The sequence below is a fragment of the Chryseobacterium sp. OV279 genome, assembly GCF_900128945.1.
GTDB lineage: Bacteria > Bacteroidota > Bacteroidia > Flavobacteriales > Weeksellaceae > Chryseobacterium.
Genome location: NZ_FQUD01000004.1, coordinates 832,004 through 857,220 on the forward strand (window position 1 = coordinate 832,004; position 25,217 = coordinate 857,220).

The window sequence follows — 25,217 nt, forward strand, 5'->3', positions numbered from 1 at the left end:
TATGTTTTATCTAATTGTCATTATCATCTAATAAATGACCGAAGAAATCTTTTTTTGTCTGCAGATAGCCTTTGCTCATCTCATTGGCAGGAATCTGTAAAGGGATCCTTGAATTGAGATGAATATTGCTGTCTACTACATATTTTACCTTTTCCGGATTATTGGTTAAAAGATTAATGTCTTTTACATCCAGCAGGTTCAGAATATCGATAGCAACACCAAATTTTCTGTCATCAGCAGGGAGTCCCAGCTGAAGGTTCGCCTGTACGGTATCAAGGCCTTTTTCCTGGAGTGAATAAGCTTTCAGCTTATTGATAATCCCGATATTCCTTCCTTCCTGACGAAGGTAAACAATAATGCCTCCGTGCTCATGGGTATATTTCATTGCGGCATCCAGTTGTTGCCCGCATTCACATTTTTTTGAATGGAAAACTTCTCCGGTAATGCATTCTGAATGGAAACGTACGTTCACCGGTTTTGAAAAATCTGTATTTTCTGCAACGATGGCCATATGTGGCATCCAGTCGTTTTCGTTTTCGGAGAAAGCGATCATTCGGAAAGAGCCGTGTTCTGTAGGAACATTAGCTTCTGCCTGAATTTTAATCATTAATAGTGGTTCGTTTTTAATTTCCTTTTAAAGAATCTTCTATGACAGAAATATTGGTTTTTAGACGTACCAGATATCTGTTGAGAACTTCATCATCATCTTTATCAAGCTGCTGTCTGAGTTTTTGAATTTTCTTGTATGATTTTTCGAAGCTTTTAACGGCTCTGTTTTTTCCGTTCGAGTTGTTGGCATCTATGGCATATAAATAATTTTGCAGGCTGTATTTCAAGCTTGTGACTTCATCATTTAAACCGTTATTCTTAAACTTTGGAAAAGTAGAAATCAGATTTGAAATTTCAGAAGCATTTACATTTTCTTTGATATTGATATCAAAACCTTTCTTTGCCCCTCTGTCGGAATCAGAACCTTTAGTTTCGCTGTAAAAATTATTTGACAACGGGGAAAGGTTAAGCTTCTCCGTTGCGCAGGAAGTTATAATTAGTAGTACTCCAAAAAAAATCAGTTTTCTCATTTCTGTTGCCCCTTTTGATAAAGGATCGGATTAAGACTGTCATCGTTATACATTTTCATTTGTTTGTATACCTTCATCTTAATATTACCGGATTCAATATCAGTAAGCAACTGATCTATAGAGGTTGATAGGTCTTCTTTCTGAGTAAGCAGTACATCCAGTTTAGCCTGGCAGTTTGCACGGTGCTCTTCAGAAGCGGATTCTCTATTGGCCTCTAACGACATATGATAAACCTTTAATGCAAGAATTGATAGTCTGTCTACAGCCCAAGCGGGCGTTTCAGTATTGATTTTTGCATCAGGTCTAGGAGTTATATTTTCAAACTTAGTAAGGAACCAGCTGTCGATAAATTCTACCAGATCTGTTCTTTTCTGGTTAGATGCATCTATCGTTCTCTTCAGTTGAAGAGCTTCAGCAGGATCAATATTTTCATCTCTAATAATATCTTCTAAATGCCATTGAACGGTATCAATCCAGTTCTTTGCATACAAAATCCGTTCCAAACTATCTTTTTCGAACGGGTTATTAATTAGAGCGTTAACGTCATCGGACACGTGATAGTCTTCAATAGATTGATTGAAGACTTTCCATGCAGTCTCGGTAAAATTCATTAATTCTGAGGAATTTTAGTTGCTGGGAGTGTTATTATTGTTGTTGGTAGAAGAGGTTTTGTCAGAACCCGGTTTGTCTTCTTCCTTCACCGCATCTTTAAATTCTTTGATTCCTGAACCAACTCCTCTCATTAATTCCGGAATTTTCTTTCCTCCAAAAAGCAATACCAAAAGTATCGCTACGATAAGGATGTGCTGCCAAGATAAGGCTAATATTGTAAGTGTATTCATCTCTTAAGATTTTTACAAAGTTAAAGCTTTTTTTAATACGAAATCCAACCTAATGGGTCAACTGGTGTATTTCCGTTCCATACCTGGAAATCAAGGGTATAAGAACCGTCGAAATCCTGAGCAACGGTACCTACCGGAGTACCTGAAGAAACCTGCTGTCCTTTGGAGACACTTACGTTTCCTAAGTTAGAATAAATCGTAAAATAATTTCCGTGCTTTACCATAACGGTTTTAGTTCCGTCACTGTTTGCCAATACAGAAGAGACTGTTCCCGGATATACAGATTTTGCCCGCGTTCCGGAAGGGACTGCTATTTTGATTCCTGTATTATCTTCAACAATATTTTTGAAAACCGGGTGCGGTTGTCTTCCAAATCGGTGGGTTACCTGTCCGGCTCTGTCCGCAGGATATCCTAATTTCCCTCTGCTGTCCGCAAAACTGCTTCCGGTAGAGGTTGTCACTCCGTAGCTGGTCATTGCTTTGGTTTCAGCTGCTTTTTTCTCTTCTTCTTTTTTCTTGTTCAGTGCGGCTTCAGCTGCTCTGGCTGCCACTAGTTTATCACTGGCCTCCTTTGCTCTGGCATTTGCTTCCTCAGACGCTTTTTTCGCGGCCACTCTTCTGGCTTCGTCTTTTGCACTGGCTTCAGCTCTTGTAGCCTCCTCATTACGTCTTTTCTCCTCTTCAGCTCTTTTTGCAGCAAGATCGGCGGCTTTTTTAGCTTCAATTTCTGCAAGCTTTCTTTCTCTTTCCAAGGCCTCTGCTCTTGCTTTAGCTTCAGCTTCAATTCTCGCTTTTTCTCTTTCCGCAATTATTTTAGCCATACGGATTTTCTCTGCTTCGGCTTTTCTTCTGGCTTCTTCTTCAGCTTTTGCTATTCTGATTTCTTCTGCGATGATGGCTCTGATCTGTCCTTCCAAAGCTTTAGACTGAACCTGCTTCTGCTTCAATTCTACCGTAAGTTTGGCTTCATTTTTCTTGAAATCAGACAACAATTGTTCCTTCTGTGCTCTTTCAGCATTGATGGTAGCCAGATCTTTCTGCTGGTTCACCAGAAGATTATCTTTTTCCCTTGCGGAACTCTGTTTTTGTGCGATTGATTTTTTGATTTGAGCGGCTGCGTTACTGATCTCTGCAGCTTTTTTATCCTGATAGTCAGCATACTGTTTCAGGTATTGAACCCTTCTTATTGCTTCACCCAGATTTTTGGACGAAAGAATAAAGGTTACTTTGTTCTGTACCCCTTTGTTTTTGTAAGCATTGACTAAAACGTCAGCATAATTCTTTCTCAGAACAACCAGTTCTTTGTTTTGACGGTTAATCTCCAGCTGACGCAGATAGATCTCGTCTTCAATGAATCTTTTTTCTTTCTGAGTGTTGGTATATACTTTTTCTCTCAACGTCAGTTTTTTATTAACGTTGGTAAGATAGGCCACTGAAAGTTTAGATTCGGTTCTGGTTTTAGCCAGATCTGTATTTATCTGTACAATTTGTTTTTTAAGATCGGCATTCTGTTTCTGAAGCTGTTCCTTGTTCTGCTGTCCCTGATGCAGGCCGAACAGTAGAATACCTATTAAAAAGCTAAATTTTTTAATCATTTAATCTCAATTTTCTTATAACTGGATGGTACAGAATAAGGTGTTTCCATCCTCGAAAAGTCAAATTTCGTGTTTTCCAGTAAAATCTGACTAGATTTTGAGCCTTTTATAATTATTTTAACATTTTTTGGAAGGCGGATTCCATCGTATTCATTCCAGTTACTGTAAGAGATTTCCAGTTCGTCTGTAGATAAAACATCCTTTAAATTCACGCTTAGCAGATCATAATTCGTATCATAGTTAAGCACAATTTTATATTCCCTGGTTTTCTCATCCGTTGTTATTTTCTGGTTGGCATTGGAAACCATTTTAAAGCCCTGTGCATTTTGGGTCAGGGTAAACTGAGAATCGCTGATCTTGACAAAGGTTCTGCCCATCAGTATTTTTTCGAGCGATTTGTAATCGATGAAATTGACATTAAGCAGCTTATTCAGATAATCAAAATCAGAATCGATGTAGGTTTTGCTGGTTTTATCCTGGCCTTTAATCCCTTCCGGTGTGGCGATCCCTTTGGCTACATTAAAAAATAGTGCCTGAAGGTTCATCCATACTTTTTTATCGTTTTCAATATAGATCACTGCGTCAAGGGTTGGAATAAAACTTCCGGTTTCCACATTTACTTTACTGTTGATCTTAACCTGATCAAATTTCAGAGGAACCACCACGTGCTCATAAAATGAAAACTTATCTCTTACCGCCTCATTGGCATCTTTAGGATTACGGTTGTCATCTGTGACTACAACAGTGCTATCCTGTGCTTTGCCGTTGTTTTTGGCCGCATTTCTTGTTTTACAGGATGAAAGGGTAAGGAATAGTAAAAGTATCGGGATCCAGTTTTTCATGTATTTATCTTTCAATTAAAGAAAAAACGCTGCAATATTAACGCCAAACCACACAAAAAATGTTGTGTGGTCTGGATGTATCTTGTTTTATATTAATTATTTCTGATCTTATTTAGATAAAAAATCTAAAACCGAGTAGTCGCCTAATGAGATTTCTCTGGCCACTCCAAAGTATTGTGCAGAATTTCCAATCATGGAGTTGGAAAGGTTTCCGTGATTAATTCTTGTGTTCTCCTGAATCAGAGAGTTTTCAATATTGGAATTCACGATGATTGTATTGTTTCCTAATGAAACGCCGGGACCTACCTTTGAATTGGAGATCTTTACGTTTTCACCAATAAAACACGGCTGGATAATCAATGAATTTTCGATAACTGCTGATGCAGGATAATTATTCATTTCTTCTATTTCGTACGCAAGGATTTTGCTGTTGGTTTCTACGGTAGCATTTTTGTTTCCGCAGTCCATCCAGTCGTTTACTTTTCCTAAGGTGAATTTTGCTCCTTTTGCTCTAAGATTCTCCAGAGCAGTTGTCAGCTGATATTCGCCACCATTTTTTATATTATTGTCCATAATATAATTGATTTCATTCATCAGTTTTTCAGCACTGTTGAAATAATAAATCCCGATGATGGCAAGGTCTGATACAAAGGTCTGCGGTTTTTCCACGAAGTCTGTAATGAAACCATAGTTGTCTAATTTTACCACTCCGAAAGCAGACGGATCTTCCACACTTTTCACCCAGATTACTCCATCCGAATTTTTATCCAGCTGGAAATCTGCACGGAAAAGCGTATCTGCAAAAGCAATCACCACATCTCCCTGCATAGAGTCTTCAGCACATTTGATAGCGTGTGCGGTACCCAGCGGATCGTTCTGGTAATAGATACTGCCTTTTGCTCCCAGTTTTTCGGCTATCAGAAGTAAAGATTTTTCAATCTCCGGTCCGAAATCTCCAATGATAAATGCTACTTCTTCAATTTTTTCACCTGCTACTTTAGCAATATCTTCTACCAGTCTCTGTACGATAGGTTTTCCTGCAATAGGAATAAGAGGTTTAGGAACGGTCAGAGTATGTGGACGTAATCTGGAACCGCGTCCAGCCATAGGAACAATTATTTTCATAGACTATATGACAATGTTTTTATTTGTTAGTTTTTATTTTGGTACGGCTAAAGGTAATAATTTAAATCATTGCTGATCGTAATATTTATCATCTTTGCAAACTGCTGTTTAATTTTTTTTAAAGAACTCAATAGTATCAAATTAGAGGCCATACCCTAAGACTTTTTTAGTATTTTGGATACGATACCCTTCTCTTTATAGGCTACGAGGCCAATGAAAAGAAGCAAAAATAAATTTCCTACAAAGTAATTGGTTCTGAAAAAATAGAAGGATACCAGAGAACACGTAATGGTAAAGACCAGATAGAGTGCAATTTTTCCGGTATTGTAATGAATCGGGTACTGTTTCTGTCCCCAGATGTATGATATGACCATCATAGACATAAAGGTGATCAATGCGGCCATGGCACTTGCCCAGTATCCATATTCCGGGATAAAGAAGAAGTTAATGAAAACGGTAATACATGCACCTATCACTGAAATATATAAACCGACTCTGGTTTGATCAGATAATTTATACCATATGGAAAGATTGAGATAAATTCCCAGGAACAGCGCGCCCAGCATTACAAACGGGATAATTTCAATCCCTTCATAATAGAGCGGGTTACTCAGGTATTTTTCTGAGATCCACTGAAGATTCACCATCAGTCCCATATAAATAATACAGCTGCAGATGACAAATACATCCATCAGTACAGCGTACGTTTTATGTGAATCTTTATTTTTAAAACTTGAAAAGAAATAAGGTTCTATACCCAGCTGATAAGCCTGTCGGAAAACCGTGATAAAAGTCGCGATTTTATAAACCGCTCCGTATACTCCGATCTGATGGCGTGCTTCATCCGGAGGAAGGAGATATTTCAAAAACTGTCTGTCCAAGGTTTGGTTCACGATTCCTGCCAGTCCTGCAATCATTACCGGCCACGAATAATTCATGATTCTTTTCCATAATTTAAAATCAAATTTGGAAAGACTAAAGCTAAAGAATTCCTTTCCTACGATAAGAAGTGTGATGATACTCTGCACTAAATTGGCGATAAATACATAACCAACCCCCAACTGAGGATCATATTTTAAACCGAAAATTCCTTCCGGATGTTTTGGAAGCCATCTGATAAAGAATATAACCAGCAAAAAGTAAACGACAGATCCAGCCACCTTGGAAAACATATATTTGAAAGCTTTCCCCTGCAGCCTTAATATAGCGGAAGGAATGGTAGAAAATGCATCCAGAGAAAGGATGAATAAAAAGATGACAAGATAGTTGACCTGGTCCGGAGTTTCAAAAGCTATGGCGAGTTCGTTTCTGAAGACATAGCCTAAGCCCAGATAGATCAGGGCAATGCTGATAATACTTACCGAACATGTTGAAATCAATGTTTTCTTATCAATGCTTTCTTCCTGTGCAAACCTGAAAAAAGAGGTTTCCATACCGTGGGTAAGGAAAACCGTAATTACTCCTGCGATGGAGTACCAGTCTACAAAGGGCGATGAAGCCGCGGGCCCGAAAGCCTTTGTCACAATAGGTGCAATGATGAACGGGAAAATACGGACTAATACTGAACTAAGCCCATATACGGCGGTCTGACCGAATAACTTCTTATACAAACTCGAAAATTTTATGCAAATGTAAATATTTAGAAACTGATTTTAATGAGCGAACTCGAAATTCATTCATAAACCTTAATTTTGCTTTTTATAGATGTTAGATATTAGAAGTTAGAAATTAGTGATTGCAGTTTTCTCAAGCACTTATAATTTTTAGCTTAAAAATTTTCTGACATCTAACTTCTAATATCTAATATCAAACATCTAATTTCTAAAGTAAAAATGAAGACCCTAATCAAAAATGTAAAGATCGTGAACGAAGGTAAGATCTTCGAAGGCGATGTCTTAATAGAAAATGACCTGATCTCCAGAATAGATTCCTCAATTTCAGAAGAGGCAGATCAGATCATTGACGGTTCCGGAAAATACCTTCTGCCTGGTGTCATAGACGATCAGGTGCATTTCAGAGACCCGGGACTGACGCACAAAGGAGATATTGAAACAGAATCCAGAGCTGCCGTCGCAGGTGGAATTACAAGTTTCATCGATCAGCCGAATACGGTTCCTAATGCCGTTACTCAGGAATTATTAGCGGATAAATACGAGATAGGTTCTCAGAAAGCATATGCCAACTATGGTTTTATGATGGGCGGAACCAATGATAATCTTGAAGAAGTTTTAAAGACCAATCCGAGAAATGTTCCGGGAATAAAATTATTTTTAGGCTCTTCTACCGGAAATATGCTGGTTGATAATCCGGAAACGCTGGAGAATATTTTCAGCAGCACAAAAATGCTGATTGCCGTTCACTGTGAAGATGAAGCTACGATCAGAGCCAATACACAAAAATACCTTGACGAATATGGAGAGGATATTCCTGTGAAATTTCATCACCTGATAAGAAGCGAAGAAGCTTGCTATAAATCATCTTCAAAAGCAATTGAACTGGCAGAGAAAACAGGAGCGAGACTTCACGTTTTTCACCTTTCAACGGCTAAAGAAATGGAACTTTTCAGAAATGATATTCCATTAAAAGATAAAAAAATTACCGCTGAAGTATGTGTTCATCACCTGACATTTACGAATGACGACTATGAAACCAAAGGTTCTCTGATCAAATGGAATCCTGCTGTAAAAACTCAGAAAGACAAAGATGCCCTTTGGGAAGCGCTTCTGGATGACAGGATTGATGTCATAGCAACAGATCATGCGCCACACACTGCTGAAGAAAAACAGAATGTGTATACAAAATGCCCTTCCGGTGCTCCTTTGGTACAGCATTCACTACTGGTGATGCTGGAAAATTATCATCAAGGAAAAATTTCTTTGGAAAAGATCGTTGAAAAGATGTGTCACAATCCGGCCATTCTTTTCAGGGTTGAGAAAAGAGGTTTTGTAAGAGAAGGCTACAAGGCAGATCTTGTTTTGGTGGATGTGAATGCGGACTGGACGGTAGCTAAAGATAATCTTCTGTACAAATGCGGTTGGAGCCCTCTGGAAGGAATGAATTTACATTCTAAAGTAACCCAGACTTTTGTCAATGGACATTTGGTTTATGATAATGGAAATATCGCAGAAGAAAAGTTCGGGGAAAGACTTCTTTTTGAATTAAGAGATTAGTGCTAAGACAAAAATCAAAATAATAAAAAGGGCAAATAAAACTATTTGCCCTTTTATTTTCTATTAATTCAGGATTCGAAGTAGAATCCTTATCTGAGAAAATTTTGAGTTGTATTTTTTTGAACACAGATTTCTCAGATGCACACAGATGATTGTGGATATTTGTGTAGATTATTTGTGTTTAGAAAAACTATTTCTTCGCCTTTGCACTCATATAAAAAGTAAGTTTTCCACCCGCTGTAATCTCGGAATGTTTTAGGATAAAATTCTTAATCTCTTTCCCATTCAGAAGAATCTTTTCCACATATACATTCTTCGGACTTTGATTGATGGCTTCAATTTCAAAAGTCTTTCCGTTTTCAAGATTCAAAACCGCATGATCCACGGCCGGACTTCCAATGGAGTAATCTTCAGAACCCGGAGCTACCGGATAAAATCCAAGCGAGCTTAAAATATACCATGCACTCATTTGTCCAGCATCGTCATTTCCTCCAAGGCCATCCGGTGTTGCTTTATACTGCATTTCTAAAATACGGCGGATCTGAGTCTGGGTTTTCCATGGCTGTCCTGCCCAGTTGTAGAAGTAAGCAACATGGTGAGCCGGTTCGTTTCCGTGAACATAGCCACCGATAATTCCTTCGCGGGTAATATCTTCTGTATCGGCGAAGAATTCATCGGGAAGATGCATGGTGAAAAGTTCGTCCAGTTTTGAAGCGAATTTTTTCTTTCCGCCCATCATCTGCATTAAACCATCAGGATTTTGAGGGACAAAAAAGCTGTAGTTCCAGGAATTTCCTTCGATGAAACCCTGTCCGTGGGTGCTTAGAACATCAAAATCTTTTTTGAAACTTCCGTCTGCTAATCTGGGACGCATAAATCCGGCTTTTGGATCAAAATTATTTTTCCAGTTTTCAGAACGTTTGATAAACTGATTATAGATTTCTGTTTCGCCTAAATGTTTGGCCAGCTGAGCAATCGCCCAGTCGTCATAAGCATATTCCAACGTATTGGAAACAGAAGTTCCGTTTTTTTCGGCTGGGATATAGCCCATATCGATATAATATCCAATACCTTCATAATCTCTTTTGTTGGCCGTTGCGATACACGCTTTCAATACTTCTTTAGGATCACCGTTGTAGTTTCCTTTGATCACAGCATCTGCGGCTACACTTACACTGTGATAACCGCTCATACACCAGTTGTCGTTGGCATAATGCGACCATATCGGAAGCATTTTCATGGAAAACTGATCATAATGGGCCATCATCGATTTAACCATATCATTATTTCGTTTTGGCTGGATGATATTAAAGAATGGGTGAAGGGCCCGGTACGTATCCCAGATGGAGAACGTTGTATAATTGGTAAAACCTTCCGCTTTGTGGATATTCTGATCCAGACCTTTATACTCTCCATTGATATCCATATACGTAGTAGGGCTGATGAACGTATGATACATCGCGGTATAGAAATTTGTCTTTTCAGTCTCAGAACCTTTGATGACGATTTTATTCAGTTCTTTATTCCAGTTTTCCTGGGCTTTTGCTTTGATTTGGTCAAAAGATAGACTTCCTGTTTCTTTTTCAAGATTTTCCAGTGCATTGGTCTTGCTTACCGGAGAAATGGCTAGCTTTACTTCAACCGCTTCATTTTCCTGAGTATCAAAATCAAAATACATTTTCAGGTTTTTGCCCGCGATCTCGGGAAAGTTTTTATTCTGATCAAATTTTCTCCAGAATCCTCTGTATACCTGAGGTCCGTCAAAATTTTTCTGTCCGTAAGATTTAAAAGGTTTTGAGAATTTCATCGCGAAATAAACCGTTCTGGTTCTAGCCCAGCCATTGGTCTGGCGATAACCGGTCACTGTTCCGTCGTTTTCTACCCGAACGTAGGTCCATACATTTTTACCTTCGTAATTATAAATTCCTGCCGTCAGATCTAAAATAATATGGGACTGATCAGACTTTGGAAAGGTATAACGGTGAACTCCGGTTCTTGTGGAAGCCGTCAGTTCTGCTAGAATATTGTGATCATCAAGCTTAACTTTATAATATCCGGCTTCTGCTTTTTCATTTTCATGGGAAAATCTGCTTCTGTAGCCGTTTTCAGGATTTGATGCAGTTCCCGGATTAAGTTGCAGTTTACCAACAGTTGGCATTATCAGGAAGTCTCCAAGGTCAGAATGTCCTGTTCCGCTGAAGTGTGTTGAGCTGAAGCCTACGATGGTCTTGTCTTCATAGCGGTAACCTGCGCAGTATTTATAAACCTCGCCGTTGTATTTGCCATTGAGTTCATAAGAAATAGTGTCCGTTTCCGGGCTCAGCTGTACAGCTCCGAAAGGAACGGTGGCTCCGGGATAGGTGTGCCCCATCTTTTCGGTCCCGATTAATGGATTGACGTATTGTATTAATCTCTCAAATTTTTGGGCTTTAAGATGCAACCCAAAAAATAAAAGGAATAGAAAAACAGTAGTTCCGTGATTTTTCATTAAAGATTCATTTTCAAAGTTTAAAATTAATTAAAAATCAAAGAATAATGTGTTATCGTTGTAATTTAGAAATTCCAGGATCTGTTTTAACCTGAGTTTGGGATAAAATATTCCCGTTGTTATTATCAGGTAAGGAAGCCAGAAGCTCGAAGAGGGAAGTTATTGAAGTCCACAGATAGAAATAAAAGGTATTTTTATTAATTTTTTTAAACCTACTTCAATAGATTTAAAATGAATTGGCAAATACTTACCCGTATAGTAACTTCCATCCTCCATCTTCCATCTTCCAATCTTTTTAATCCTCATTTATTTTTTTTCAGAAAAACGAAAGCCTATTCCGTGCAGATTTTCAATTAAAATAGTCTGCTCATCCGCCAGTACTTTTCGCAGGCGGGAAATAAATACATCCAGACTTCGTCCCATAAAATAGTCATCGTCTCCCCAGATCGCTTTCAGAATGTCCTGTCTTTTGACAACAATATTCTTGTGGCGGATAAAATATAGAAGCAGTTCAGATTCTCTTTGGGTAAGCGTGATGCTGTTTTCAGGATCCCGCAGCGTATAATTCTTGGGGTCAAAATCATATTTCCCGACTTTATATTGTGCCGGGGATGGATTGGTTTTCTTGGTGCGTTTAAGGAAAACTTCGATTTTAAGGATCAGTTCTTCGATGCTGAAAGGTTTTACCAGATAATCATCGGCCCCGATTTTCAGCCCTTTGATTCTGTCTTCTTTTAAAGTTTTTGCAGAAATGAAAATAATAGGAATGTCTGAATTTTTATTGCGGATGTGCTCTGCCAGTTCAAATCCGTTGAGTCCCGGCATCATAATATCCAGCAGACAGATGTCAAAACTCTGGCTGTTGAATGCATCAAGTGCAGATTTTCCATCCGGGTAACAGTTGATGTCATAATAACTTTCCAGGCTGTCCTGAATCAGGAAGGCTATCGTTTCGTCATCTTCTGCATATAAAATTTTAGATTTCTCCATACGTACCATGATTAAATTTAAGACGGGAAAAAGAGTGTCGTGGTAATTCCTTTATCAGCATTATTTTCAACTGAAATTTTCCAGTTGTGCTGCTGGACGATTTTTTTTACATAAAATAATCCCAATCCAAAGCCATTGACTTCTTCACTCTTTCTGGTATTTACCCTGTAAAATTTGTCAAAAATATGAGGAATATTTTTAACAGGGATTCCCATTCCGTTGTCTTTAAACTTTAAATATAAACCTTTTGGATCTTTATAGGCTGAAATGGCGATCTGAGGATTGTTTTCACAGTACTTTACGGAATTGTCCAAAATGTTGTAAATGATATTCGTAAAGTGAAATTCATCTGCCATGACGGAGAAACTGTTTTCGATGTCTATATCGATCGACATATTTTCATTATTCTGCTGAATGGTGTCAGCAATTTCCTGAATAAACGGAAGCAGTATGATTTTCTGAGGTTTTAATGACAGTCCGGAGGTGTCGTTTTTAGCGATATTCAGTATTTTTTCAATATGATTATTAAGCTTGTAGCTTTGATTGATAATGATGGACGTGTAGGTTTGTAGTTTTGGATTTTCCTGTACAATATTCTGCTTGTTGAGCGATTCCGAAGCCAGAAGGATGGAAGAAAGGGGCGTTTTAAACTCGTGGGTCATATTATTGATGAAGTCGCGCTGCAGTTCTGAGAATTTTTTTTGCTGAATAATAGTGTAGATAGAATAGACATAAACCAGAAGAATGATAATAAGGGCAAAAGTAAGCACATACCAAAATCTTAATGAACTGATAAGATAAGTGGTTTTATCGGGAAAACGGATGGAAAAATAATAGATCAGATTTTTATGCTTTGGAAAATTAATCACCTTATCACTGGGGCTTTCCTGATTTTTCGACATATACTTTCCATACACCATTTTATCGCTGTGACAATTATATAAGGCATATACGTAATCTGTGTTCACCTGGAAACGGGTGAATTCTGTTTTCAGATAGTGTTCCAGAACGACAGGATGAAATTCATTATTTGTATTAACTACATAATAATCGTTGGCAATAATCTGTACCGGATTTTCAGTGAAAGAAGTTTTTCCACCGGATAATTTTTCGGCCACTTCCATTAAGGCAATATTTACTTTCTGGTTGAATTTTTTATCTTCAAGATTATAAGCCTGCCGGGTCCAGAGAAGCTGTGCTATTAAAATCCCAATAATAGCAATGAATCCCAGCGTTATAATAATATTGAGTTTTTTGATTTTCATTTCCTGAAGCAATATTATCCAAAAATATCTATTTATCTTTGATCATTAACAACTCGTTAACAAATGTTTGATAGTGATTAACAAGTTGTATGAATGATCCGCTCTATATTTGCTATATCAAAAAATAATAACCGATTCTTTTGATTTTTTATTAACTATTAAATATATACTCATGAAAAAATTACAAATCTCAGCGCTTTTAGCAGTACTTGCTTTCTCTCCGTTTTACGCGAACGTATTTCCTGGTGAAACAGTTTCTATCGTAAGAACAGTTGCAGATGCCATTAAATGGAAATCAGAATCTATAGACGTAGGAAATATTCCTCAGGGAAAACCAAAAACAATCAGATTCGAATTTACAAATACCTCTTCAAAACCAATCGTTATTGAAAATGTAGCTCCATCTTGTGGATGTACAACTGCAGACTACACTAAAACGCCTATTCTTCCGGGGAAAAAAGGATTTGTAGAAGCTAGCTACAACGCAGCAGCGGCTGGTTCATTCATGAAAACAGTAAATGTGACTACAAGCGAAAGCAAAACACCTAAAACTCTTTCATTCAAAGGAGTGGTAGTTGCATAATCAGTTTTTATAACAGACAGTCATAATAAATCCAGCAACCCTGTAATCCGTTACGGGGTTGTTTTTTATTTTTAGAAATTGCATTGGAATCCGTGTCAAGGTTCTAAACCTTGACACGGATAAACCATTCGCTTAATCAAATCGATCAGAGATCGATTCACCTTTGCAACCCTTATATTATTCGTAGTTAATGTAAAACTTTGCGTTTAAAAAAAGACAGTCTATTTTCTCCAGCCTTTGCACCTGTTCACTTTTTCCAGCTTGAAATTATTTTTTATCTCAAATTCTATAACGCTGGTATTGTTTTTATCTCTGCAAAAGAGAATCACTATTTATAACATTATTATTTATCCCATTATTTTAAAGGGCATGAATTCAATATTTAGTATTTTTAGGAAAAAATAAGATCATATGAATTTATATACACAGCCAATGTTGCGCGAAGGTGCATTACAGGATAAAGTTGCTATTGTAACAGGAGGCGGAAGCGGCCTGGGAAAAGCAATGACCAAATATTTTCTGGAACTGGGAGCCAAAGTGGTGATCACTTCCCGTAATCTGGAAAAACTACAGGGGACTGCGAAAGAACTGGAAGAGGAAACCGGAGGAAAAGTTCTGTGTGTTGCCTGTGATGTGAGAAACTGGGATGAGGTGGAAGCGATGAAGGAAGCTGTGTTAAAAGAATTCGGAAGAATTGATATTCTGTTAAATAATGCAGCCGGAAATTTTATCTCACCTACAGAGAGACTGACTCATTCGGCTTTTGATTCTATTTTAGATATTGTTTTAAAAGGAACAAAAAACTGTACTCTTTCCATCGGAAAATACTGGATCGATTCTAAAAGCCCTGGAACTGTTTTAAATATTGTGACTACTTATGCGTGGACAGGATCTGCTTATGTAGTTCCTTCAGCCTGTGCTAAAGCTGGTGTTCTGGCGATGACCAGATCTTTGGCTGTAGAGTGGGCCAAATACGGAATCCGTTTCAATGCAATCGCACCGGGACCTTTCCCTACGAAAGGAGCCTGGGACAGATTGCTTCCGGGAGATCTTCAGGAAAAATTTGACATGAGAAAAAAAGTTCCTTTGAGAAGAGTGGGAGAACATCAGGAGCTTGCGAATCTGGCGGCTTATCTGGTTTCAGATTATTCTGCCTACATGAATGGAGAAGTAGTAACTATAGACGGTGGCGAGTGGCTTCAGGGAGCTGGAGAATTCAATATGCTTGAAGATATTCCAAAAGAAATGTGGGATGCATTGGAAGCAATGATCAAAGCGAAAAAAACAAATTAAAATATTTTTAGTTGAAGAAGGCAGCAAGCCTGAAGCTGGAGGAGGGAAGATATTGAGACTCTAAAGAGAAACGTTAATCGTCAATTTTACTTCGTAAGTGAATGATGGTTTTTTGGTAAATATGAGATTTTAGACATGAGACACGATTCAAATATGCATCTCTCGAAACACTCAAACAACTCTGACTCTCAAACCCACTTAGAACTTCAATTCATTAAAATTTTTATAAAAATAGCCCGGACTTGTAACGATTCCGGGTTTTTTTATAACTTATCATAGGAACAGTATAAATTATACCCAATGAATTATAAACTTCCAGGCCTTGTGGCAGCAGCGGCCCTATTCCTTTTTTCAGGATCTGCTTTAGCACAGGAAACACCGAAATACAGTTATGTAGAGGCATTCAAACCCTTCTTTTATCCTCAGACAGGTACAGAAACCCGTTCTGCAAGTGGACAGCCGGGACATGCGTACTGGCAGAATTCAGCAGATTATGATCTGAATGTAAGCCTTAACGAAGCGAAAAATGAAATCACCGGAACGGCTGATATCACTTATACCAACAACAGTCCGGACCAACTGGGTTTCCTATGGCTGCAGCTTGATCAGAATTTATTTGCAAAAGATTCCCGTGGAAATGCAGTTGTTCCTCCATCAGGAAGCAGAAACGGAGCTCACGGCGAAGAACTGGAAGGCGGTTATAAAATTAAATCGGTAAAGCTGGATGGGAAAGACGTAAAATACACGATTACGGATACCAGAATGCAGATTGATCTTCCCAAAGAACTGAAATCTAAAGGCGGTGTTGCTAAAATTAAAATCGAGTATACCTTTGTTTCTCCTGAATACGGATCCGACAGAATGGGTGTTCAGAAGACGAAAAACGGGAAAGTATTTACCATCGCTCAATGGTATCCGAGAATGTGTGTATACGATGATGTGATGGGCTGGAACACGCTTCCTTACGTTGGAGCATCAGAGTTTTATCTGGAATACGGGCATATTTCTGCGAATATTACAGTGCCTACCAATCATTATGTGGTAGCATCCGGCGAGCTTTTAAACTATAAAGAGGTTTACAGCAAAGAAGAAAATAACCGTTGGGAACAAGCCAGAAACAGTGATAAAACAGTAATGATCCGGCCGGAATCTGAGATTGGGAAAAACCAGGCTTCAGGGACCAAAACATGGAAATTTAAAATAGATCAGACCCGTGATTTTGCATGGGCTTCATCACCGGCATTTATTCTGGATGCTGCAAAAATAAACCTTCCAAGCGGTAAAAAATCTGTAGCTATATCAGCCTATCCGGCAGAAAGTGCAGGCGAAAAAGCGTGGGGAAGATCTACAGAATATACAAAGGCAGCCATTGAGCATTATTCTCAGAAATGGTACGAATACACTTATCCGGCAGCAACCAATGTAGCAGGAAACGAAGGCGGAATGGAATATCCGGGAATTGTATTTTGTCATATGGATTCTGCAGGGGAAGATCTTTGGGGAGTTACAGATCATGAGTTCGGGCACAACTGGTTTCCAATGATCGTAGGTTCGAATGAAAGACTGTTTGCCTGGATGGATGAAGGCTTCAATACCTTTATCAACGAGTTATCCACAAAGGCTTTTAACAACGGAGAATACTATAGCAAGAAAAATATTGCGAGAGCCGGAGGTTTTATGATGGGAGATAATCTTGAGCCGATCATGGTAGGACCTGATAATATGAAGGAAAGAAGCATTGGAGCTTTGGCTTACTACAAGCCGGGAATGGGACTGCAGATTTTAAGAGAAACCATTTTAGGTCCTGAGAAATTTGACAAAGCTTTTAAAACGTATATCGACAGATGGGCTTTCAAACATCCTACACCATGGGATTTCTTCCATACGATGGAAAATGTTTCAGGAGAAGAACTAAACTGGTTCTGGAGAGGGTGGTTCATCAATAAATGGAAAATCGATCAGTCTGTAAAAGACGTGAAATATGTGAATGGCGACTTTAAGAACGGAGCCCAGATCATTGTTGAAAACCTTGGCCAGCTGCCGATGCCAACGACGGTTCAGGTGAAATTCAAAGACGGGACCAAACAGATCATGAAAATTCCGGTTGAGGTTTGGAAACGTAACACGGAATGGTTGCTTAAAGTAAACTCAACTAAAGAAATTGATGAGGTGATGCTGGATCCGGATTCTATGATTCCTGATGTGAATGCAAAAAACAACGTATGGACTTCAGCACAGGCAAAACCTGTTGAAAAGATCAATGCAAAAGATTTTACAGGAACTTATTCTATGAAAGGAACATCGGTTAAGTTGGTTTTGTCAGATAAAAATGGACAGATTTATACTAAAATTGGTGACCAGCAGGAATTTCCAATTGATTATGCAGGAAATAATCAGTTTACTTTTGAAGAAGGTGAAATAACACTTGTTTTCAGTAAAGATAAAAAAGACGTTGCCTTTAAGCAGGGCGGAAGAGAATATAAATTTACGAAAGACTAAAAACATAGCTTATTCCTATTGAGAGGCCTGAACTTCATTTGAAGTTCAGGTTTTTTTATGAGTAATGAAGAGGAATAGACGTGAATGGTCAATTTTGCTGCGCAAGTGAAATGTGAAATTCCCCAACTCAGTGTCCTCTATCACAAAAGTCAAAACTCATCATTTATAACCTGTAACTCATCATTCATCACTTCCCAAAAATTAACACAAACCTCCATCAACTCTCAGAAAGATGTTCTATTTTTGTTATTGTAATTTAAAAATAGGACTATGAATTTCAGATTTTCAATCTTATCCCTGCTGTTTTTTGCATTGGGATTTTCGCAGGATCTTAAAGTGATGAGTTTCAATATCAGGCTGCAGGTGACTTCAGATAAGGAAAATGCCTGGACAGAAAGAAAACAGGATGCTGTGGATTTATTAAATTATTATCATCCCGATTATTTCGGTGTTCAGGAAGCACTTCCCGAACAGATGAAAGATATAAAAGCAAGCCTTAAGAATTACGAATATGTAGGTGTAGGAAGAGATGACGGAAAAGAAAAAGGAGAATTTTCAGCTATTTTTTATGATACGAACAGACTCCAGGTCTTAAAATCCGGAACATTCTGGCTTTCGGAAACACCGGAAACGCCTTCCAGAGGATGGGATGCTGCGCTTAACAGAATCTGTACCTATGCCGTCTTTAAAGATAAAAGATCAAAAAAAGAATTCCTGGCCATGAATCTTCATTTTGATCACATCGGAAATGTAGCAAGAGTGAAATCCTCCGAACTTATTCTGAAAAAAATTAAAGAGATGAATCCTAAAAATCTTCCGGTCACTTTAACCGGAGACTTTAATTTAACGGAAGATTCCGAGCCTATAAAAATCCTTTCGAAGAATCTGGATGACAGCTTTTATCATTCACAGACTAAACCTTACGGACCCAAAGGAACGTTCACAGGTTTCAATGTCAATGAGGTTCCAAAAGACAGAATTGATTATATTTTCGTGAAAGGTTTTAAAATAAAGTCCCAGAGACATATCAATGACAGAAGAGAAAACCTGCTGTATCCATCGGATCATTTTCCGGTATTGGCAGAGCTTTTCTATTAATTAGCAGAGGTCGTTAGGAATAGATAATAAGGTTAAGTTTGGAAGAGGGAGGATGGAAAGTTGATATTGGAAAGTTATTTTTATCAGTTACCTTAAAAGATATGGCAAGTGTGCCAACAATACACCAAACTAAATTAACAAAAATAAAAGAGAACTTGGATTGAGTTCTCTTTTTTATTAATTCATTAATTGGGAAATCACATTTTGTTCATTGATCTTAATATTTCAAGAACTTCTTCTGTGTTCATTTTGTTTTCTAATTTTTTTGTTATTTCAGCAATTTGTTCATTTATGCTATCTTGATAGATAACTTTTTGTTCATCTGTCAAACTGGCTATTAATGCATTTAGCTTAATAGCCATAATCATTGAACTCTGATAAGAATCCATAGCAATTGTTTGTAAATCCATAGTTAAAGAGTTTATAATTATACTTTAAAATATTTAAAAATTATATTATGATAATAAAAAAATATTCACCTACATACATTGAGTGGGAAGATGTATATTCTATTCCTGATGAATTGCATACAGAAGAAATGAACGGAATATTTGCTGATGAAAGTTTTACAGTTTTACAAGCTGGATTTATTATAAAAGAAACAGATTCATTTATAGTATTAGCAAACCAATTGAATTAACTTAACTAACTTATCAACAGGTAAATATTTAGGACTCCATAGAATACCAATAGGTTGTGTTTACGTAAAAGAATTGAAATTACTTCTTTTTTGGAGTCTTAGGTGGAGATTTTTTAGGTGCCGACTTGTCAGTTTCCTTAACAGTTGTTTTAGGATGTTTCTTACCATATTCTTCTGTTACATACTTACCTGTTCCTGCGTCTCTGATCTTTGCCATAGTTTTATGATTTTAGTTTAGATAAAAATACAAATATTAATCATATAACTTAATAAAATAACAACAAAAATAAATAATTAAAGCTCTAATTAAGGAGCATTATTAATGCCCATATATTATCAATATTAAAGATTCATAATAAGATGATTTCTTAAAAGGAATCGTAAAGATAGTTGAAAGGTTAAACCTTGTAATAGGATGTAAGGGTTTAGGCAAATATTTACAATTTTATATACTTCATCAAATGAATATATTGAAGCCTTAACTAAATTAATAGAAAAGTCTAATAAATAAATTTCTTTGTCTCATTGTCAAACCATTCAAGCATTACTTTGTTTGTCGAATGAATAGACATAATTGTTAGTAAATCGATTAACTTAACTTGCAAATCTTTTATGAAAGGATGCGTGATTTCTATATCTAAATCAAAATTTATTTCTTCAGCAATTTTATAAAGATTAGAGTTAAAATCACCTTGTAGACTATACTTTGAATCAATTATAAGTTTTTCCAATTCTTCTTTAGTTAACTGTGATTTAGATTTTATCATCTCCATGTAATTATTAAAAGAAACCAAATTAGCTCGATGATACTTGGTTAAAAATTGAGATATTAATTCTACTGACATATTGTTAATATTATTTTTTAAATATAAAGATAAATAAAGCCGCGCGTAATTCTACCTTCTTACCTCGATAACTTCCAGCTTCAAACTTCAAACTTCCTGACTTGATTTCAGATCAATTTAACGGAAAATCAACTTCAAATCCAATTCCTCTCAGGGATTGGATTTTTATTTGGGGATCATTCATGAAATATTTTCGCAGACGGCTGATAAATACATCAAGGCTTCTTCCTGTGAAATAATCGTTCGTTTCCCAAAGGTTATCCAGAATATCATCCCTTTTGATCATGGTACCGTTGTATTTCAGAAGATATAGAAGAAGTTCCCGCTCCCTGATCGTAAGGCGTACATTGCCTTCAGGATGGGAAAGTAACAGTTTTTCTGTGTCGAAATAATAATCCCCGATTTTGATCTGTGCCGGGGTGTTTGGCTGGGTTCTTTTAAGGATATTTTTAATCCTCAATACCAGCTCTTCCGGATCGCAGGGTTTGGCAATATAATCGTCTGCTCCGATCTTCAGGCCCATCAGGCGGTCTATTTTCTGATTTTTGGCCGTGAGGAAAAGCAGGGGGAAATTATTTTTCTCCTTTAAAATCATTTTAGCTAAAGAAAAACCATCAATGGAAGGCATCATAATGTCCAGAATTCCAATGTGAAAAGGGAAATCAGTGCTTAAAAGACTAACAACGTCTTCCGGATTCTGAAACCACGTCACTTCAAAATCCTCCAGTTCCAGATACTGTTTCAGGATCATCCCGAAATCCGGGTCGTCTTCGGCTAAAAGGATCCTAGTTTTCATAAGGAACAGATATTTTAAAGGTCGTTTCGGTTTTAGAAAGGCTGGAAACTTCTATGCTGCCACCGTATTTCGTGACGATCTTTTTCACAAAATAAAGCCCCAGTCCCAATCCTTTGGTGTTGTGAATATTATTAGCCTGGATTCTGTAGAATTTTTCAAAAATGTGGGCAAGTTCCTTTTTCTCAATGCCGCAGCCATTGTCGCTGATCTCTATTTTGAGGGTTTGAGGAGAATTATTAATATTGATTTTCACATCGGAAGCTCCGTATTTTACACTGTTTTCACAAAGATTTTTGATGACGGTTTCCATAAGATGCTGGTCAAAAGGAAGCTCTTCTGTTATTTTATTGGACAAATCAAAATTGATTTCAGGATAAGTGAAGGCGAGATCCTGCACAAAAAAACTCCAGTCTTCCGGTTGTATGGAAAGGGTTTCCTCAGAAGTTTCGTCTTTGTGGAGCTGAATCATCAGATTTTCCAGACGGTTGATCTGCCGGTCGATGAGGGGCAGTGTTTCAGGATTCCATTCTTTTTTTAAAGTTTTTGAGGCTATTTTTAAAGTAGCGATCGGCGTTTTAAATTCATGAGAAATATTATCCACAACGGTGTGGAGAACTTCTACCTGTTTCTGCTGGCGGGCTAGATTTTTAACGGTGAAAATATAAAGTAAGAGTACACTGGCAAGGATGGCAGCACAGCATATGGTGAGCAGGGCAAGCTCTTTAAATATGATGGTTTTGATGTTTAAAATCTCGAAACCGGTATTGCTTTTCAGAATAAAAGAGTCATTTCTGCCGGGAGTGTCATCATTAGTCGTGGATCTTGATGTAGTTTCCCATTTACCTGTATTGGAAATTTTAGGATTGGAAACTTTATTTCGGGTTTCATACAGGGTAATCGGCTGATCAATCAGGCTCGTGCTGTCAGGAATATAAATAATGGAAATATATTCTGTTTTGGTAGCGATTTTATAGCCTTCTTTTTTAAAACTGGCATCTACGTAGTCGCTGAGATGCTTTTCATTTTCCTTTCTGTTTTTTTGAAAGTACTCCAGAAAATCTTTTTTACTGATCTTTTTATCATGATATCGGATTAAGATCTTCTGAATAGTATCATCTGTTCTGTTTTTGATACCACCCAGATCTTCCAGTCTGTCGGTATAGTTGGTAAGTCTTGCATGAACATCTCTGTAAATCTCCCGTTCCTTTACCTGATACGTCTTGTACATAAAATAAGCCTGTATCCCAAGCAGAAGCAGGAACAGGGCAGCGAAAAGAGCAATAAGATTTTTGCTTTTGGTGATCATTGAAACAAAGATAAAAACTTTAGGCTTCCCCTTGCCGGCATTAACCCATCATTAACCTTCCATTAACCGAAATTCTCTATGTAAATACTGAATTTTGAACCGGAAAGCAGAGTCACATCCATGCTTTTCAGAATCAATTATGTATAAAGTTTTTCTTTTACTGCTGTTTCCAATAATACTGTCGGCCCAGACGAAGATTATTAAAGGTTCAGTGACGGATACCGGGAGTAGCAAAATATCTTCCGCGGATATCACCGTTTATAATTTAAAAAATGAATTGATCAAAACACTGAAAACTGATCAAAACGGTTATTTCAGTGTAGGAGGGATCTCGGGTGATTCCATAAAAATAGCCGTCAAAAAAACAGATTATGCTCCGTTTGAAAAAATAGTGGATCTGCAAAAAGAGAATGAATTTTTAAAAATCATCCTTAACAAAGAAACCCAGGAAATAGAAGCCGTCGTAATGACCAAGCAGAAACCGGTAGTCACCAGAAAAGTAGACCGCTTGGAGTTCAATGTGGAAAACAGTAATGTCTCTTCACTTAACGCATGGGAAATCTTAAAGAAAACACCCAATGTAACGATCAATAATGATGTGATCGCCATCAAAGGAGGTACAGGGATTTTGGTGACCATCAATGACAAAAAAGTTATGCTGACCGGAGATGAGCTCAAAAATTTTCTTGAAAATACCCAGGGCGATGAAATCAAATCGGTAGAAGTGATTACCAATCCGCCTGCAAAATATGAAGCCTCAGGCAGTGCAGTGCTGAATATCGTCATGAAGAAAAATAAGATTGAAGGCTACCGTGGGATTGTTTCCTCAAAATATGTTCAGACCCAATATGCAAAAGGAGTGGCAGGAATCTCCCAATATTATAAAAAAGATAAACTTTCATTAATGGGGAGCTATTACAGAGGTTTTGGAACCTATTACCGGGAGGGAACTGATTTTGTCAATTACCAGGAAAGCCAGACCAGATGGGTGAGTACCATGAACCGGAAAGATAAAAATAATGCACAGAATACCCTCAACTTCAATGCGGAATATGAAATTGACAGCCTGACGAATATGAGTCTGAATTACTCAGGATACTTCAGCCCGAAATCTTTTGGCACTTATGTAGTGCCTACGCTGATCTACAACAATCAGGATATGGCTGAGTCTAATTATACAACGATTAATGATCATCAGTCCAGAACAATCAATAATTCACTGAGCTTTCAGATAGACCGTAAACTGAACAAAAAAAGCAGTCTTTCGTGGATCAGTTATTTTACCGTAAACAATGTGGATAAATACCAGAACGTGCTTACTCATCTTGATTTTGCTGGTGAGACGCCTAGGGATGATAATTTCTTTACCCGGAATAAAGCTGATGTTAAGTTGTATTCAACACAAGCAGATTATCAGTGGAAAGATAAAAAGTTGGAAGTGGAATCCGGAATGAAATATAGTTTTGTGAAAACAACCAGCGGACTGGATTTTTCAGATAACGAAAACGGAATCATGCAACTGCGCCCGGAGAAAAGCAGTCTGTTTGATTATAAAGAACATAATTTCGCCGTCTATTCTTCACTGGCTTATAATCTTGGAAAGTGGAATTTTAAAGGAGGGCTCCGTGCAGAAATGACAGATCTGGAAGGTGTCGTTTCCGAACCTTATGAACGAAATAAAAACAATTACTGGAATCTTTTCCCCACATTTTACGCCCAATATACTACCGAAAGTAAGCATGAGTTCGGGTTCTCTTATGGAAAAAGAATCAACAGACCGTCTTATTCATGGCTGAATCCGGCGAAGTCATATTATAATTTATTTTCCTATTATCAGGGAGATCCGAAACTGAAAGCCACCATCATTCATAACCTGAATCTTACGTATTCGTGGAAAGGCTGGAATCTGGATATGTACTACCGGAAAGAAATTTATCCGTCTATGGAAATTTCGTATCAGGAACCAAGCACGAACAGCCTGATTTACTATTTCACTAATATTGAAAAAGGACAGGCTTTTGGAGCAAGTCTGTACAAAAGTTTCCAGATCAAACCCTGGTGGACGCTTATCCTTTCTGAAAATCTTGAACACAACGAAAATTATTTCAAAGGAACGGATGATCTCCTGTATAAAAATAAAGTATGGAACTGGGTATCGAATGTTTCCACTGCCGTTACTTTGGATAAAAGCAATGACTGGAAAATGGAGGTGGGTCACAAATACTACTCACCTGGAATACAGGGAACTTTCACGATCTCCAGCGCATGGTCTGCTTATTTCGTGATGAACCGTAAATTCTTTAATAAAAAACTGGAAGCCTCATTTATCGTCAATGATATTTTCAGAACCATGGGGCAGAAGATCAGTACAAAATATGCCAATCAGGATAATTACTTTCTGGATTACGGAGACACGCAGGGGTTTACGCTTTCACTGAAATTCAATTTTGGGAACCAGGCGGTGAAAAATGCTAAAACGATTAAGAAGACTGATGAACAGGATAGATTGTGATCGGCTTTCTTGTTACGGGGTGGGAGAGTCGGAGTGTTTTAGGGTTTGGGAGTATTTTTTGATTTATAAATGATGAGTTTTGAGTTATGAAATTCGAATTTTGAAATCTGTCAGTCCGGAAAGATTAAATAAAGATCAAGTTGTTGTAAATCAATGTTTTGTTGACGCAAGTGATGAGTATGACGATGTCTGAAATCTGAAGTCTCACATCTGAAGTCTTTAAGAAAATAAAAAATTAATAGCTATAAA

The 25,217-nt window shown here is 37.6% G+C and carries 23 protein-coding genes; 7 read left to right on the plus strand and 16 right to left on the minus strand.

All coding sequences use genetic code 11. The features are described 5' to 3' along the window. Positions 1-10: 10 nt before the first annotated feature. The 8 genes from ribA to BUA72_RS20880 all read right to left on the minus strand — a co-directional run bounded on the left by ribA (position 11) and on the right by BUA72_RS20880 (position 7,093). Positions 11-607 (minus strand): GTP cyclohydrolase II, encoded by a 597-nt coding sequence (gene ribA / locus BUA72_RS20845; RefSeq protein ID WP_034725848.1) that lies wholly within the window; start codon positions 605-607, stop codon positions 11-13. Positions 608-623: 16 nt separating this feature from the next. Further along, complete coding sequence (locus BUA72_RS20850; protein ID WP_034725847.1) at positions 624-1,079, minus strand: hypothetical protein; 456 nt, start codon at positions 1,077-1,079, stop codon at positions 624-626. Continuing rightward, positions 1,076-1,690, minus strand: a complete 615-nt coding sequence (locus tag BUA72_RS20855) for a DUF4254 domain-containing protein (RefSeq protein WP_047454412.1) — start codon at positions 1,688-1,690, stop codon at positions 1,076-1,078. Before BUA72_RS20855 ends, BUA72_RS20850 begins: the two co-directional genes overlap by 4 nt. A gap of 15 nt (positions 1,691-1,705) precedes the next feature. Then, positions 1,706-1,921, minus strand: a complete 216-nt coding sequence (locus tag BUA72_RS20860) for a twin-arginine translocase TatA/TatE family subunit (protein ID WP_034725845.1) — start codon at positions 1,919-1,921, stop codon at positions 1,706-1,708. Between the two features lie 32 nt (positions 1,922-1,953). Then, positions 1,954-3,516 carry a murein hydrolase activator EnvC family protein gene (locus tag BUA72_RS20865; RefSeq protein ID WP_072924929.1) on the minus strand — a complete coding sequence of 521 codons (1,563 nt, stop codon included), beginning with the start codon at positions 3,514-3,516 and terminating at the stop codon, positions 1,954-1,956. After that, complete coding sequence (locus BUA72_RS20870; RefSeq protein WP_034725840.1) at positions 3,513-4,358, minus strand: lipoprotein insertase outer membrane protein LolB1; 846 nt, start codon at positions 4,356-4,358, stop codon at positions 3,513-3,515. Before BUA72_RS20870 ends, BUA72_RS20865 begins: the two co-directional genes overlap by 4 nt. 108 nt (positions 4,359-4,466) lie before the next feature. Next, on the minus strand, positions 4,467-5,483 hold the full coding sequence (locus BUA72_RS20875; protein ID WP_034725838.1) for a sugar phosphate nucleotidyltransferase: 1,017 nt from the start codon (positions 5,481-5,483) through the stop codon (positions 4,467-4,469). Between the two features lie 155 nt (positions 5,484-5,638). Then, positions 5,639-7,093, minus strand: a complete 1,455-nt coding sequence (locus BUA72_RS20880; protein ID WP_072924930.1) for a lipopolysaccharide biosynthesis protein — start codon at positions 7,091-7,093, stop codon at positions 5,639-5,641. Positions 7,094-7,315: 222 nt separating this feature from the next. On the opposite strand from BUA72_RS20880, the gene BUA72_RS20885 reads away from it, so the two are divergent. Beyond that, complete coding sequence (locus BUA72_RS20885; protein ID WP_072924932.1) at positions 7,316-8,653, plus strand: dihydroorotase; 1,338 nt, start codon at positions 7,316-7,318, stop codon at positions 8,651-8,653. Between the two features lie 190 nt (positions 8,654-8,843). Here BUA72_RS20885 and BUA72_RS20890 read toward each other — a convergent pair whose 3' ends face one another. From BUA72_RS20890 to BUA72_RS20900, 3 genes are all read right to left on the minus strand, one after another. Continuing rightward, complete coding sequence (locus BUA72_RS20890; RefSeq protein WP_072924933.1) at positions 8,844-11,141, minus strand: GH92 family glycosyl hydrolase; 2,298 nt, start codon at positions 11,139-11,141, stop codon at positions 8,844-8,846. Positions 11,142-11,447: 306 nt separating this feature from the next. Beyond that, entirely contained in the window at positions 11,448-12,131 is a 684-nt protein-coding gene (locus tag BUA72_RS20895) for a response regulator transcription factor (protein ID WP_072924935.1), read from the minus strand. Between the two features lie 17 nt (positions 12,132-12,148). Beyond that, on the minus strand, positions 12,149-13,396 hold the full coding sequence (locus tag BUA72_RS20900) for a sensor histidine kinase (RefSeq protein ID WP_072924936.1): 1,248 nt from the start codon (positions 13,394-13,396) through the stop codon (positions 12,149-12,151). A gap of 172 nt (positions 13,397-13,568) precedes the next feature. On the opposite strand from BUA72_RS20900, the gene BUA72_RS20905 reads away from it, so the two are divergent. The 4 genes from BUA72_RS20905 to BUA72_RS20920 all read left to right on the plus strand — a co-directional run bounded on the left by BUA72_RS20905 (position 13,569) and on the right by BUA72_RS20920 (position 18,869). Then, entirely contained in the window at positions 13,569-13,979 is a 411-nt protein-coding gene (locus BUA72_RS20905; RefSeq protein WP_072924938.1) for a DUF1573 domain-containing protein, read from the plus strand. Between the two features lie 411 nt (positions 13,980-14,390). Continuing rightward, positions 14,391-15,272, plus strand: a complete 882-nt coding sequence (locus tag BUA72_RS20910) for an SDR family oxidoreductase (protein WP_072924939.1) — start codon at positions 14,391-14,393, stop codon at positions 15,270-15,272. A 300-nt stretch (positions 15,273-15,572) separates the two neighbouring features. Next, on the plus strand, positions 15,573-17,771 hold the full coding sequence (locus BUA72_RS20915; protein WP_072924941.1) for a M1 family metallopeptidase: 2,199 nt from the start codon (positions 15,573-15,575) through the stop codon (positions 17,769-17,771). Between the two features lie 270 nt (positions 17,772-18,041). Then, positions 18,042-18,869 carry an endonuclease/exonuclease/phosphatase family protein gene (locus BUA72_RS20920; protein WP_072924943.1) on the plus strand — a complete coding sequence of 276 codons (828 nt, stop codon included), beginning with the start codon at positions 18,042-18,044 and terminating at the stop codon, positions 18,867-18,869. 197 nt (positions 18,870-19,066) lie between these two features. On the opposite strand, the gene BUA72_RS20925 is transcribed toward BUA72_RS20920, so the two are convergent. Beyond that, a complete protein-coding gene (locus tag BUA72_RS20925; RefSeq protein ID WP_072924944.1) occupies positions 19,067-19,279 on the minus strand; it encodes a hypothetical protein in 213 nt (70 codons plus the stop codon). A gap of 47 nt (positions 19,280-19,326) precedes the next feature. Between BUA72_RS20925 and BUA72_RS20930 the strand changes: the two genes are divergently transcribed. After that, positions 19,327-19,509: a hypothetical protein gene (locus BUA72_RS20930; RefSeq protein WP_072924946.1), complete on the plus strand. Its 183-nt coding sequence runs from the start codon at positions 19,327-19,329 to the stop codon at positions 19,507-19,509. A 79-nt stretch (positions 19,510-19,588) separates the two neighbouring features. Here the strand turns inward: BUA72_RS20930 and BUA72_RS20935 are convergent, their stop codons facing one another. From BUA72_RS20935 to BUA72_RS20950, 4 genes are all read right to left on the minus strand, one after another. Continuing rightward, complete coding sequence (locus BUA72_RS20935) at positions 19,589-19,726, minus strand: multidrug transporter (RefSeq protein WP_072924947.1); 138 nt, start codon at positions 19,724-19,726, stop codon at positions 19,589-19,591. Positions 19,727-20,009: 283 nt separating this feature from the next. Continuing rightward, positions 20,010-20,354: a hypothetical protein gene (locus tag BUA72_RS20940; protein WP_072924949.1), complete on the minus strand. Its 345-nt coding sequence runs from the start codon at positions 20,352-20,354 to the stop codon at positions 20,010-20,012. Between the two features lie 112 nt (positions 20,355-20,466). Beyond that, positions 20,467-21,150, minus strand: a complete 684-nt coding sequence (locus BUA72_RS20945; protein ID WP_072924950.1) for a response regulator transcription factor — start codon at positions 21,148-21,150, stop codon at positions 20,467-20,469. Beyond that, positions 21,140-22,456, minus strand: coding sequence for a sensor histidine kinase (locus tag BUA72_RS20950; protein WP_047454436.1), 1,317 nt, complete (start codon positions 22,454-22,456; stop codon positions 21,140-21,142). The genes BUA72_RS20945 and BUA72_RS20950 overlap by 11 nt, the downstream gene beginning before the upstream one ends. Positions 22,457-22,595: 139 nt before the next feature. Here BUA72_RS20950 and BUA72_RS20955 point away from each other — a divergent pair, with 139 nt between their 5' ends. Further along, positions 22,596-24,968, plus strand: a complete 2,373-nt coding sequence (locus BUA72_RS20955; RefSeq protein WP_072924952.1) for an outer membrane beta-barrel protein — start codon at positions 22,596-22,598, stop codon at positions 24,966-24,968. Positions 24,969-25,217: the final 249 nt, after the last annotated feature.